General features: G+C 45.5%; 10 protein-coding genes and 1 tRNA gene. 4 read left to right on the top strand and 7 right to left on the bottom strand.

The window, feature by feature from the left end; genetic code table 11:
* Positions 1–110: 110 nt before the first annotated feature.
* The 3 genes from G3570_RS12745 to G3570_RS12735 form a co-directional block, all read right to left on the bottom strand.
* On the bottom strand, positions 111–1,457 hold the full coding sequence (locus G3570_RS12745) for a sigma-54-dependent transcriptional regulator (RefSeq protein ID WP_165142962.1): 1,347 nt from the start codon (positions 1,455–1,457) through the stop codon (positions 111–113).
* Entirely contained in the window at positions 1,454–2,779 is a 1,326-nt protein-coding gene (locus tag G3570_RS12740; RefSeq protein WP_165142960.1) for a two-component system sensor histidine kinase NtrB, read from the bottom strand. Before G3570_RS12740 ends, G3570_RS12745 begins: the two co-directional genes overlap by 4 nt.
* Positions 2,780–2,897: 118 nt before the next feature.
* Positions 2,898–3,479 (bottom strand): plastocyanin/azurin family copper-binding protein, encoded by a 582-nt coding sequence (locus G3570_RS12735; RefSeq protein ID WP_165142958.1) that lies wholly within the window; start codon positions 3,477–3,479, stop codon positions 2,898–2,900.
* Between the two features lie 256 nt (positions 3,480–3,735).
* On the opposite strand from G3570_RS12735, the gene G3570_RS12730 reads away from it, so the two are divergent.
* Positions 3,736–4,965: an ABC transporter permease gene (locus G3570_RS12730; RefSeq protein WP_165142956.1), complete on the top strand. Its 1,230-nt coding sequence runs from the start codon at positions 3,736–3,738 to the stop codon at positions 4,963–4,965.
* 102 nt (positions 4,966–5,067) lie between these two features.
* Here the strand turns inward: G3570_RS12730 and G3570_RS12725 are convergent, their stop codons facing one another.
* From G3570_RS12725 to G3570_RS12715, 3 genes are all read right to left on the bottom strand, one after another.
* The gene (locus tag G3570_RS12725; RefSeq protein ID WP_165142954.1) at positions 5,068–5,610 is read right to left on the bottom strand and encodes a hypothetical protein; all 543 of its coding nucleotides are present in this window, start codon (positions 5,608–5,610) and stop codon (positions 5,068–5,070) included.
* A gap of 82 nt (positions 5,611–5,692) precedes the next feature.
* Positions 5,693–6,520, bottom strand: a complete 828-nt coding sequence (locus tag G3570_RS12720; RefSeq protein WP_165142952.1) for a hypothetical protein — start codon at positions 6,518–6,520, stop codon at positions 5,693–5,695.
* Positions 6,521–6,931: 411 nt separating this feature from the next.
* A tRNA-Arg gene (locus G3570_RS12715) sits at positions 6,932–7,005 on the bottom strand.
* Between the two features lie 203 nt (positions 7,006–7,208).
* Between G3570_RS12715 and G3570_RS12710 the strand changes: the two genes are divergently transcribed.
* Entirely contained in the window at positions 7,209–9,839 is a 2,631-nt protein-coding gene (locus tag G3570_RS12710) for a zinc-dependent metalloprotease (RefSeq protein WP_165142950.1), read from the top strand.
* 94 nt (positions 9,840–9,933) lie between these two features.
* Here the strand turns inward: G3570_RS12710 and G3570_RS12705 are convergent, their stop codons facing one another.
* Complete coding sequence (locus G3570_RS12705) at positions 9,934–10,953, bottom strand: RluA family pseudouridine synthase (RefSeq protein ID WP_165142948.1); 1,020 nt, start codon at positions 10,951–10,953, stop codon at positions 9,934–9,936.
* A gap of 468 nt (positions 10,954–11,421) precedes the next feature.
* Here G3570_RS12705 and recN point away from each other — a divergent pair, with 468 nt between their 5' ends.
* Both recN and G3570_RS12695 read left to right on the top strand, forming a co-directional pair.
* Positions 11,422–13,128 carry a DNA repair protein RecN gene (recN, locus tag G3570_RS12700; RefSeq protein WP_165142946.1) on the top strand — a complete coding sequence of 569 codons (1,707 nt, stop codon included), beginning with the start codon at positions 11,422–11,424 and terminating at the stop codon, positions 13,126–13,128.
* Between the two features lie 104 nt (positions 13,129–13,232).
* Positions 13,233–13,613: a rhodanese-like domain-containing protein gene (locus tag G3570_RS12695; protein WP_165142944.1), complete on the top strand. Its 381-nt coding sequence runs from the start codon at positions 13,233–13,235 to the stop codon at positions 13,611–13,613.
* Positions 13,614–13,794 lie beyond the last annotated feature (181 nt).

Below are 13,794 nucleotides of genomic sequence, written 5' to 3'. Positions count from 1 at the left end.
CTATTCCACAGAGGTACACAAAGAAGCTCAGAGTTACACGGAGAAACTAAAATTAGAGCCTAGTTTATTAACTGCTAACTGTTTCCTGTTTACTGACACACTGTTCATTGCTAAATGCCCATTCTTTCCATTTTTCTGTAGAGCGTTGACGGGTCAATGCCCAGCAGGCGGGCAGCTTCGGTTTTGTTGCCATCGGTACGTTTCAGCACGCTGATAATATGGTGTCGTTCAAAGGTCTGCACGGCATCCTCAAGTGAATCGGCGTCGTAGCTGAAATCACCTTTTGACTCCTGTATGCTACCCGGCAGATCTTCCAGGGTTATATAATCATCACTTCCCAGCAGGACGGCGCGCTCAATGATATTTTCCAACTCGCGCACCTGTCCCTTCCATTCAAAAGAGATCAATGCGCCCATGGCGTCACTGGTAATGCCCTTGACCGGACGGTTCAGCTCTTTACTGTATTTCTTAAGGAAATGGTGAGCCAGTAAGGGGATATCATCTTTTCGCTCTTGAAGGGTAGGGAGCGGTATCTCCACGACGTTCAGTCGGTAATAGAGATCTTCGCGGAATTCGCCTTTCTCAATCTCCTCTTCCAGATCTTTGTTGGTTGCTGCAATAATACGGGTATCGAACTTAATCATCTGATTGGAACCGATAGGTTTTACCTCTCGCTCTTGAATGACCCTCAGCAGGTTGACCTGTTGGTTCAGCGGTATTTCACCGACTTCGTCCAGGAAAACAGTACCCTTGTTGGCGGCTACGAACACTCCGTCTTTGTCGGATATGGCGCCGGTGAAAGCTCCTTTTTTATGTCCGAAGAGTTCCGATTCTACGAGGTCTTTGGGAATAGCCCCGCAGTTGATCGCGATGAAAGGTTTCGACCCGCGTTTGCCGTTAAAATGGATGGCCCGGGCTACCAGCTCCTTCCCGGTTCCGCTTGGTCCCGTAATGAGCACGTTGCTGTTAACGTCACTCACACGTTTCACCATGCGGTAGACTTCCTTCATGGGCTTACTTTCGCCGATGATGTGATTGAAGTTGAACTCCTGGTCGATCTGCTCCCGCAGATATTTGTTTTCCTGTACCAGTTTCTTCTGCTTCAATAGATTTTCAATGCGCAGTATGACTTCATCAAAATCGAGCGGCTTCAGAATATAATCGGCAGCGCCCTTGCGCAATGCCTGTATGGCCGTTTCTACCGTGGCGTGTGCGGTGATGATGATGGTGAGGGTATCCGAGGATCGCGTGAGAGCTTCTTCCAGCACTTCAATTCCGTCGGCATGAGGCATTTTCAGATCCGAAATAAGGATGTCATAAGATCGCTCCTTCAGTTCTTCAATAGCAGAAGCGCCATCCGCCACAGCGGTGCACCGGTATCCTTCATCCTTGAGCACCATTGATAGTGAATTGCGGATTTCCTCTTCGTCGTCAGCTATTAAAATCGATGCTATCATACGGTTGCTTCCTGGTTGATTTCCTGGGGCAAATTCAAGGTGAAGGTAGTTCCGACGCCCTCTTCTGATTCTACGTCAATGGTACCGCCCATTTTGGTGATGATACCATGGCTCACAGAGAGCCCGAGACCGGTACCACTGCCCACCTCTTTGGTAGTGAAAAAAGGTTCAAAAATTCGATTTAGTTGCTTGTCGGGAATCCCTTCTCCGACATCTTCTATGGCTATCTTGATATGATCATCCTTCTGCCATGTTCTAATGTCGATCCTTTGATTTTTGATTCCCTTCATCGCATCTACTGCATTGAGCAGGATATTTACCACCACCTGGTGGATGTGGTCGGGAACGCCTTCGATTTTGGGTATCTGTGGAGACAATTCCATGTTAAAGGTAACCGAACGGCATCGTGCATCATGTTTCAGGAGACCGACAGCAGATTTTATGATCTCATTGATATTCATCATTTCGGTTTTCAGACTGGAGGGACGGGAGAAATCCACCAGGTCGCGTACAATTTTGGTGATTCGCTGAATGTGATCCCGTACTTTTTTCAGTTGATCCTGTATAAAGGGGTCATCTGTCTTGCGCTGGCATACCTGTACCAGGGAAGAGATGGCCGTAAGCGGGTTGCCCACTTCATGGGCCACGCCGGCAGCCATGTGTCCCACTGTGGCCAGCCGTTCAGATTGCTGTATCTGCTCTTCCCTAATTTTAAAGTCGGTGAGATCACGTAATATTTGAGAACGTCCGATAATCTCGTCGTCTTCATCACGAATAAAAGATTCGGAGAGGTTGACCAGCACTTTTTTACTTGCCTTGTTCAATCTTTCTGTTTCATAATTGGATACATAGCCGCGATAGTGCATCCCGAAAGCAAGGCACTCCAACTCCTGCAGTTCCAGCAGGTCATCGGGAATAAGTTTTTCTACCGGTTCCCCGACGATTTCCTCCCGCTTCCAGCCAAATATTTGTTCAGCTCCGCGATTCCAGGAGGTGATTTCGTCATCGTTATTGAGGGTGATAATGGCATCGGCAGAGTTTTCTATGATGTTGCGATACTGCTCTTCGGTAACCTCCAGTTGTTCCTGGTACAGCTCTCGGTAGTTATACACGGTCCATGCCGCCCACACCATCAGGGAGAGTGAAACTATCACGCCCCTCGTGAAGTAGAGAAAGCGCATATTTTCGTCGGAAAGGTCCTCGATGTAGACAAATTTGATAATTTCAAAAATACCGAAGAAAAGCCCGAGTATCAGCAGGGAGGTAAACAGCAGGTATCCCATGCGCACATGCTTTAAAAAATGGATAAGGCTTTTAAACATAGGAATACCTGAATTAGGGTAATAACTTCAAATCAAACGCTATATAAGCTAAGGAAAGCATAAAAAAAAGGCGACCCGAATCTGCGGGCCGCCTTAATGTCAATAAACAGGTTTGTGATTACTGAACACTCAGTATTCCTTTCATTCCTGCTGCAAAGTGTCCCGGGAAGCTGCAGAGATATTCATAATCTCCGGTTTCTTCAGGGGCGTTGAAGGTCACGGAAGTGCTTTCATCGCCACCGACCATATCGGTCTGTGCGAGTATGATGTCAGTCATTCCGGGAGCAATGTAATTATTGTCTTTGGCACTCATGGATGCGTTGACAAATTCCTGTGCATTGGCTCCGCCCTCAAGCAACACAATATTGTGCGCCATGGCACTTGCCGGAAGAGCGCTTATAGTGGTAAGACTAAAGGTCAGTTCTTCACCGGCCTCTGCGCTGATGCCTTCCAGCAGGTAGTAGGTTTCTCCGTTTACTTCAACACTTTCTCCGACCATAACGCCGCCGGTAGTGTCTTGAACAACATATTTCATACGGTCGATACCATACACATCAATAGTGCGGCCTTCGGCTTCCATTGATGTTTCGGTTTCTCCCATGTTGCCTTCAGCGGATTGTTGTTGCTGATCGGAACTGCCGGAACAGGCACTCACAATCAGTGCCAGTGAGAATAGAAATAGTGGAAATAGTTTCTTCATGGTTTAGGGTAGTTTATTTATTCAGTTTTTATGATTAACAGTTTGCTTAAAATCGGGTCACAAAATATGATTTTCTAAAGTGAAAGAATAATGAAGATGATTCTTTCAGTAGTACTTATCATAGCAATTTAACTTGGCAGTGCGTTCAATTTTTAATTGCAAATTATTGTCCGGTTAGGGATTCATTTATTTACGATTGTAACTTTTTTTGAAGCTCCCCTTATAATAGGCTTAATAAAAACGAATGTAATGGGATATGCTAAGTAAACTTCTTTTCTCTGTTTCTATAGCCATTGAAAATATCAGGTCTAATCTCATGCATACCTTTCTCTCAGTACTTGGAGTGATTATCGGGGTGGCGGCTTTGGTCGCTATCCTGTCTCTGGGTGATGGTTTGGAGAATTTTGCCCGGGACCAGATTTCTGCCACAACGAGTTTAAGAAGCATCATCATAAATCCTAAAACTTCGGTGGTTACCGAGGGCATCCGCATGCCCATTGAGAACCATCCCAGTTTTACACTGGATGATGCAGAACAATTACAGCAGAAATTTGCGAAACAGGCCTTTGTCACAATTAATAAACAGCGTTCTATTCAAATAGCATCAGAAGAGGATTCTCTACGATTCCCGGCGATACTTGCGGGTACTACGGATCTAAGATTGACAGGCTTGAAGAATGATATCAGGGCAGGGAGATTTTTCAATGAGGCAGATCTGGAAAGTGCGGCTCAAAAAATCATTCTGAATAATAATTTTGCAACTAAACTCTCTGAACCGGAGGAATCACTCATCGGGAAAAATCTTATTCTTGAAAATAAGTCGTTTGAAATTGTGGGCGTCATGCAAGAAAACGGGAATGACCAAATTACCCGGGGTTATGTACCCTTTACTTCCTTTTTTGAGAGTGGACCGGATACACGGACGGCAATGGTAGAGATAAGGTCAAACAGGGTCGAAAACGTAAGTGACCTTAAGAAAGAAGCGGAAAGCTGGCTGGACGCGAACTTTGAGTCGGGCAGTGAGGGCTTCACGGTAGTCACCAATAACTTTCGTGTTGAACAGGCTAAACGAGGAGTGCTCGTTTTTAAAATAGTAATGGGAATGATAACAGGGATCGCAGTTTTGGTTGGCGGTATTGGGATTATGAATGTATTATTGATCTCGGTTTCAGAACGAACCAAAGAAATAGGAATAAGAAAAGCCACCGGGGCTAAGAAGAGGGATATTCTATTTCAGTTTCTGGCGGAATCAATAACGGTTTCTTTAATAGGCAGTTTCCTGGGGCTGCTTTTGGGTTTGTTGCTGGTCTTCTCTCTATTTCCGATTGTGCAATCACTAGCCGAGGTTCCGTTTCATCCGGCATTTTCATTTGATACACTTATCATCATTACAGTGATTGCAATATTAATCGGAATTATTTTCGGCACCTATCCTGCCTGGAAAGCGGCTAAACTGCAGCCCATAGATGCCATCCGAATAGAGTAATCTGTTGTATTTAATAGGACGGCACAATCAACTACAGCCGGATCTTAACGATTAGTTATTCAATGGTTGATTAAGTTATAGATCCTAATCAAAACCGGGGCACTACTCGTAAACTCTTAGGGCTTTGAACGACCCGGTGATGGTAATAGAATCATCCGGAGCATCTTCTGCAACCAGATTAAACGACCCAGTCAGCAGATTACCGGAATAGGCTTCGACGGTAACGGTGCCCGATTTGATCGTGTACATGGCGGACATGCTTGTAATTTTGGGAGGGACATAATAGTTGACGAAATAGGGATTGGACTCCAGGTCGAATTCGGGATTCTCCTCATCCCATAGGGCGTTCATGAAGATACCGGTGGAAATGGGTTCTCTATTTGGAACACTAATTTCCCCTGCTTTAAGAACCAAGGCTGCAATCGTATCCTGGTAGATATCTGGTATGGACTGATAATTCGTTATAAGAGTGTCGAAAGAAGCCTCGCCGGTAAAGGTGTAGTCATTATCAACGGTGGCAAAGAATTCGCCATCAGATATAGTCTCGTTCCTATTATTTGAACCTGTAGGGGAGGTGCAACTTGTAGCTAAAGCTATTCCAAAAGTAATAAGTATTAATAACACCGAATATTTTATATAGCGCATCCCTTAATCTCTCTTTTGTACTCGATAAAAATCTAGTAAACGGAGCCTGCTTACACAAGGAGAAAGATGAAAAAATGAACTTTCAGAAAAACTCATCATTAAAAGTGATTGTACCCCTTTGTATTTCTTGAGGAACGCCGAAAGGAAGTCCAGAGAATCTCCACATCACAAGGAAGTTTAAAATTACCTCGCGTTCGATTTCAGAAATAAATCTGGGAGAAGTAACACTTTTAATCGCACCATCAGGCTTTACTTCGAAACTAAATGTAAATGGGGTTTTTATTTCACTCTCAATTTTGGGAGATGGCTGAAGGAGGGGTAATCTTACAACATCACCATCCCATTGTATTTCATAGGGTGCGCTCTTATCTTTTTGAATGATGTAATCTGCATTGGAATCGGATTTGCTGCTTTCACTCCCTTGATAAAAATCGATTACTAAAGCCGGAAAGTTTACTTTTGTCTCTCCTTTATTAGAAGCAGTATAACTACCGGTATTCGGGTGCGACTCACCTTGCTCGTACTCTAATGAGTATCTCACCGTATTGATATTGCTGTTTTGTAAATGACTCAGATCTTCATCACTTAAACGATACAAAGCTTTAGATATATTATCTACAAGGTCGTTTTCTTTTTCTTTCAGTGTGATTACGGTTCCATCATCTAGGTAGATAATTAGTTTGCCACTGATTTCTAGATCTTGAATGCTTTTGGTATTCACTGAAAAGAAAGCCGTTTCTCCTTCCCGGGCAAATAAGACATTCAGGTTACTTGCAAAAGAAGAATTAGACTTCAGGGTATAGCTTTCGGTACTGGGATAACTATGCTCACCGATTAATAATAAATTTTGTCCATTCGCAGATAGTGAAACGAAGAGTATTACGACTACGATGGTTATAAATCTTCTCATATCTCTCTTGATTTGTTTGATGCTAATAGATTTATATCACTAATCTACTATAAACTAGATTTATTACAAATCCTTCAATTTTTCTCGAGTAAACCGTCAATATTGAAATATAAACCTGGCGTATGGTTTAACATAGGACACAAATTCTAGGGAAGAAAAGCCACTTGATTCATGACCACATAAAAATGATGGGAAAAGGCGACTAAATGAAGAAGCTATTAAGAGCTGGGCGCGGTTGAATTGAAGAGATTTTAAAAATTACACTCGAGAGGATATTTCCGTGAACCAGAAGGGATTCCCGGGAAGAATGTCATTCCAAGATATACTTACCGGATAAACTGCAGTAAGAACTTGTAGAAAGGAAATAAATAACAAAAACCCGCTTACTTTAACGTAAACGGGTTTTTGATGTACACCCGAGAGGATTCGAACCTCTAACCGCCTGATTCGTAGTCAGGTACTCTATCCAGTTGAGCTACGGGTGCATGGCTTTCAAAACAGATCCCAAAAATAAGGCTAACTCCTTACTTATTCAACATAAGATTTTGCAGAATTATTTGTCCGGAAGCTTTTACTTTAGTAATCTAAACTTTTCAACTTTTCTTACGTAGGTACTGCAGATGGTCCGTAAAAAACCGGATCCGTTTCAGTATCACATTATTATCAGAAAACCTTAAACAGAGTAAACATGAAACAGTTACTTGCGACATTAGTCTGTGCCATTTTGCTGTTTTCGGGATGCGCTACATCTCAGAAAGCTACCGGCAATCAAGGGGCAGCAGATAAAACAGAGAAAAAAGAGTCAAAATTTGATGAACTCACCAAAGATGCCGAAAAGGTTGAAGGGTATTTTGACTTATATCACCATGAAGACAAACTTTATTTATCGGTTCCCAAGGACCGGTTGAATGAAAAATTCCTGATGAACTTTGAGCTTGCCCGAGGAATCGGTTCTTCCGGTCTCTATGGTGGCAGCATGCTGAATATTTTTGAAGGTCTGATGGTATCTTTTCAGGACCATGAAGGGAAACTCTTTTTGATACAGCATCCTCACCGTTACAAAGCTGAAGATAATACTCCCGAAGCCAAAGCTGTTGAGCTCACCTTTGGAGAATCAGTGGTAGAAACAGCGAAAATTGAGGCGTACAACGCCGACAGTACAGAGATTCTAATTAATGTTTATGACTGGTTCGTAGGCGACATCTCCGGGATATCAACACGAGTAGGATTTGCCGTTTCCGATACGCCGGGACGACCGGGACGTGTCAGTTTCGACAAGACCCGATCTCATGTAGAAAAAATTCAGGCTTTTCCCGAGAATGTGAATATTCAGGCCAAGCTGACCTTCAAGAATTCTGAACTGGGCGGACCTAGAACGGTCGCTGACAGCCGGTATATCCCGCTTTCCTTGTTTTACACAATGGTGAAACTGCCCGAAGAGCCGATGAAGCCCCGCATGGCGGATGATAGAACCGGCTTTTTTATGACGGTACACAAAGATTTTACTGACGACAGCGACACCTTCTTTCGCAGGTACGTGAACCGCTGGCGACTGGAGTGTGACGGACCCGCCGGTTCCGACGGGTTATGCGATCCCAAAGAGCCGATTGTGTATTATATCGACCGAACGGTTCCTGAAGAGTACCGCGAGGCGATGATGGAAGGAGTCGAGGCATGGTCAGATGCTTTTGAGGCTGCCGGATTCCGCAATGCCGTTCAGGCCGAGTTGCTTCCCGACAGCGTGATGGCCGAAGATATCCGGTATGCTACCCTGCGATGGAATACTTCCGATCAACCCGGATATGGCGCTATCGGACCGTCAGTTGTTGATCCTCGAACCGGTGAGATTCTTGACGCTGACATTCTTTTTGAAGCCAATATGCTGCTCGGCGATAAGGATGAGTACCGTGAATTGGTAGAACCCCGTACCGCTATTGATGAGATTTTCAATGTCAGTGAGGAAGAGCTCGCCTTGATGAGCCGCGGCGTGAAGACGAAGTCGTTCTACAACGAGATGGGTATGCAGTTCGACCTGGCCAAAAGTTTTATGGCGGCCTTCGGTGAGTTGAAGCCCGGCGAACCGGTGCCGAAAGAGTTCGTAGACCAGGCGCTGCGCTGGGTAACTATGCACGAAGTAGGCCATACACTTGGCCTGCGACACAACTTCCGCTCATCCATCGATACCCCGCTGGATAGACTCTATGATGAAGCCTGGGCCGAAGAAAATGGCGTATTTAATTCAGCAATGGAGTACCCAACTGTAAACATCAATCCGGAAGGAAAGTCGCAGGACGGTTATTACTACAACCCGGGTGTGGGATCTTATGACCGATGGGTCATTTCCTACGGGTATACTCCCGATGATGAAAAGGCCGAAGCCATCGCCCGTGAAGGTGCCAAGCAGGGTCACGCCTATGGTACGGATGAAGATGCACGAGGATGGGGAGCTGTTGATCCTCATGTAAATGTGTATGACCTCGGTGCCGACCCGCTTGAGTGGGCTAAAGGTAGAGCACAGCTGCTCGATTCCATGATTCCAAGAGTACCTGAAATAGCTCTTGCCGATAATATGGCCTATTTTGAGGCTACGGACCTCTTCCAGACCTACCTGTTCCAGTATGCCCGCGCGCTGGCCCCTGCCGTGAAATATATCGGCGGACAGCACCAGTACCGCGACCACGTGGGTGATCCCGAGGGACGCATGCCTTTCGTACCCGTAAGCAAAGAGAAGCAGCAGGAAGCACTGGATATGATCATCGATTATGCATTCAGTGTGGACGGTATGGAACTTCCTCGCGACGTTTACCAGAAGATGGGTGCTGACCGCTGGAGTCACTGGGGCAACAGCAATACCTACCAGGGACGCATAGACTACCCGCTGCACCGTACGCTGGTGGGCATTCAGTCATCCCTGCTTCAGCAGTTGTTTAACCCGTATCGCCTGTCAAGAATCAGAGACACTGAAGTAAAATTCGGGGAAGAGAATACACTGACGATTCCATCACTGATGAACCAGGTTACCACGGCCGTTTGGAGTGAAGTCTGGTCCTCACCGGGATCCAACATCGAAAGCAACCGCCGCGACCTGCAGCGTGCTTATCTTGATGGGGTAACCCAGCTGGTTACGGATGCACCTCCAACAACTCCTGCGGATGCTCGTTCGGTAGCCCGGGCCCAGCTGAAAGACCTGCATGCAAAGCTGGAAAGCAGGCTGGCTCCGCCGACTTATAATTTCAATGATTATACCAGGGCTCACCTGGAAGAGTCGAAAGCCAGAATCGAAGCAGCGCTTGAGGCCGGCTTAAGTCTCGAGAACTAACTGCAGAGAAGCTTATTATTTTAAAAGGGAGTCCTTAAAAAGGGCTCCCTTTTTTTATGGAACACAGATTTATAGAATCCGCGTAATCAGTGTTCTAATAAATGGGCTCAGGTTGGCAATTTTGCCGTAGCATATCCAGCACATGCTGGAAATCATCCGGCAGGGGTGAATCAAACTGTACATGTTCGCCGGTGGTCGGATGCTCAAAGCCCAGGGTCTTGGCATGCAGGCACTGGCGTTTCAGTGAGGCAAAGAGATTGTTGAACATCTGTTTACGGCTTCCGGTGTTGGGTCCGTATCGTACCGAATCTCCACCGTATTGTGGATCCCCGAAAACCCAGTGATGCCGGTCGGTAAAGTGCACCCGTATCTGGTGAGTTCTGCCTGTTTCCAGCTTCACTTCAACCAGGCTGAGATGATCAAAGTACTCTATTACTTTGTAGTGGGTCACCGCATGCTTTCCTTTGCCTTCGGGTACGACCGCCATTTTCTTCCGGTCGCTGGGATTGCGTCCGATGTTTCCGGTTATGGTACCTTTCTCCTTATCGGGTACGCCCCAGATGATGGCCCAGTAGGTTCGCTCAATATCCTTGGTCCGAAAATAGTCACTGAGGATGCGGTGTGCTTCATCATTTTTGGCTATGACCAGTATCCCGCTGGTATCTTTGTCCAGGCGATGCACGATTCCCGGCCGGATGCTCTCCTCCTCTTCCAGAGAAAGCTGATCGGCATGCCATAAGAGTCCGTTTACCAGTGTGCCGGTCCAGTTACCGTAAGCAGGATGTACCACGCGCCCGGCTTTTTTATTGACGATGATGATGTCGTCATCCTCATACAGAATATCCAGATCCATTTTTTCCGGTTTGGCCTCGGGTGGGGGCGGCTTAGGTATGGTAATATCAATTTCATCCCCCGGCTGCATGTTGTAGGAGGATTTCTCCTGTTTGCCGTTGACCAGCACATGTCCCTCTTCTATTGCTTTCTGCACTTTGGTGCGTGAGGCATTCTCTACAAAGGAGGTGATGTATTTATCGAGGCGTGTTCCGCTGTGATGACCGGGAGGCACCTTAAAATGATATTCTGTTACTTTGGGGCTATCCTGTTGATTTGGCAAGGTTTACCTGTTTTTAAATGAGTGTTGCTGAAATTTTTCTAAAAAAAATATAAAAAAAACTGTAAGGAATTGGTTAGCTGTCGGTCATACAGTGTGAGACTCTTCATTAAGAGAGACCTGCTTGACAGGTGCAAGAATATAAAAAAGAGAGAAACCGCGGCTTCCATTGTATCAGAATGGGAGCCGTTTTTTTATTTAATTAAGAATTACGAATTAGGAATAATCGAAGCCTTTAATGTTTATGACTATTATTTAATGATCAGAGCCTTACCTGATATGAGTTTTACTAAATCTGATGCATTTTATACAATTATCTTATTCAAGATTACAATTCGCAATTTCAATTTCTCAATTCTTAATTCGTAATTCCTAATTTGTAATTCCCCAAACCTAATTTGACGAAGAGATTCTAAAGAAAGATATTAAGTCCGGTAACCGACGTACTATTGCAACTAGTCCAAACACCTGATGATAAAAACCCTCTACATAAAAGACTTTGCCCTGATTGATGAGCTGGAGGTTCCTTTTGAAAGCGGACTCAATATACTGACCGGTCAGACCGGTGCCGGTAAGTCGATCATCATAGGCGCACTGAATATGATCCTTGGTGAGCGGGCCGATACGGAGGTGATCCGACAGGGTAAGGATAAAGCTATAGCAGAAGCCATTATTGAGGTTGAAAACGGTGAGCCTTTTAGCGGTTTATTGGAAGAAAACGCGGTGGAGTTCCGGAAAGAGATGATTTTACGTCGCGAGATCCGTGATTCCGGCAGCCGCGCTTTTATTAATGATACCCCGGTAACGATCAGCGTGCTGAAGCAGGTGGGAGATTACCTCGTGGATCTGCACGGACAGCACGATCACCAGCTCTTATTGAAGGAAGAGAATCACCAATCGGTAGTAGATGCCTTTGGGGAAGTTAAGCCCTATCTGGAGACTTATCGCGAAGCCTACACAGAAATGAAAGAGCTTCACCGCCAGCTACGCGGTTTGCGTAAACGGGAAAGTGAGCTTGAAGAGAAACTGGAGCTGTACCGATTTCAAGTTAAGGAGCTGGAAGAGGCCCAGCTGGAACCCCATGAGGAGGAAGAACTGGAGACTGAGATGAATCTGCTGGACAATGCCGAAGAGCTCGACCAGAAGGCGGGAGCCGTCGTGGAACTCGGTAATGGGGGAGAGCCTAATGTGGTTGACCTTCTGAGCAACATGAAGTTGTTGCTGGAGGATATTGCCCGCATCGAACCGGAATTTGAAACCTATCTTGAAGAAATCACCACGGCGCGAATCAGCATTCAGGAGATGGTCAGTTTTACCGAGCGATATCGATCAGGCATAGAGTTCAACCAGCAGCGACTCGACGAGCTCCGGCAACGACAATCGGAACTGAACCGACTGCAGAAAAAATACAATCGAACTATCCCGAAACTTATCGAATACCTCAATGAGATTAAAAATGAGCTGAGCTTGGCAGAAAACTTCGATCTTGAAATACAGAATCTGGAAGAACAACTGCAGGAGAAAGCAGAGGAGGTTGCCGGACTGGCAAAGGATTTACACAATAAGCGTATTCAGGTAGGTAAACGACTGTCGACTTCCATTGTCAACGAACTGGAAAATCTGGGCATACCCAATGCCCGGTTTGAAGTACGGGTTGACTGGAAAAAAGCTGAGAAGGGCTGGGTAAAAATCGATGGCCTGCCTGTGGAATGCACGGAGGATGGCTGTGACGATATCAGTCTTTTCATTTCTACCAACAAAGGTGAAGAGCCCAAACCGCTTGCGAAAATTGCTTCGGGTGGTGAAATCAGCCGAGTGATGCTGGCCTTGAAATCCATCCTGGCAAAAGAACAGAGTCTGCCGGTAATGATATTTGATGAAATTGACACCGGTATCAGTGGAGAGGTATCTGAGAAGGTAGGCAGGAAGATGCGCCGGCTTTCGGAACAGTGTCAGATCATAGCCATAACGCATCAACCGCAAATTGCCAGTCAGGCTCACAAGCATTACCGGGTGCAAAAGGTGGAGGAAGAAAATCGAACGGTTACCCGGATCATTCCATTGACTAATGATGAACACATTACGGAAGTGGCCAGCTTGATGAGCGGTGAAGATATTACCGATGCCGCTCTCAAAAGTGCCCAGGAGTTAATTGATAAAAATACCTCTAAAAATTAACCACTGATTTGCACGGATTTTAAAGTAATATTTTTGTAGGTCCGCTAAGTTTCAAAAACTTCGCGGATCTGATACGAAGTCCCTAATTCTGCGGTAAAAATATTATGGCACGAACCTATTCTCAGCAATTTATTACGCTCGTCGAAGATGCCCTTACACGCGTGGAGGAAATCACTCCTCATGACGTCAAGGAGAAGATGGACAATGACGAAGATTTCAACCTGATCGATGTTCGTGAGCCTGACGAATGGGAATCTGCACATATATCTGGTGCAGAATATATTGGAAAGGGTGTCATTGAGAGGGATATCCATGAAGAAGTCCATGATTTTGATGAAGAGATCATACTCTACGATGGGGATGGGCACCGGGCAGTACTTGCGGCTGACAACCTGAAGAAAATGGGCTACCGGAATGTTAAGACGATAAAGGGAGGCTATAGCTCATGGACCGAAGCGGGATTGCCCATCGTAACAAAAGAATAGTTTTAGTTTAGCCGCAGATTCGCACAGATTTTTTGTGATCCTTTGAAATCTGCCCAGTCTGTGTCATCCGTGTTCAAAGGCTTTAAGCCCATGGTACAAGCGGGACGCTTGCACCATTCATACAGTTAAGCTGCAGTCTCGAATAACATAAATAGCGCAAGCGTCACGCTTGTGCTATTTA

Origin of the sequence: Halalkalibaculum roseum (assembly GCF_011059145.1) — a bacterium.
Classification (GTDB): Bacteria; Bacteroidota; Rhodothermia; order Balneolales; family Balneolaceae; genus Halalkalibaculum; species Halalkalibaculum roseum.
This window is presented reverse-complemented; position numbering and strand designations above follow the sequence as displayed.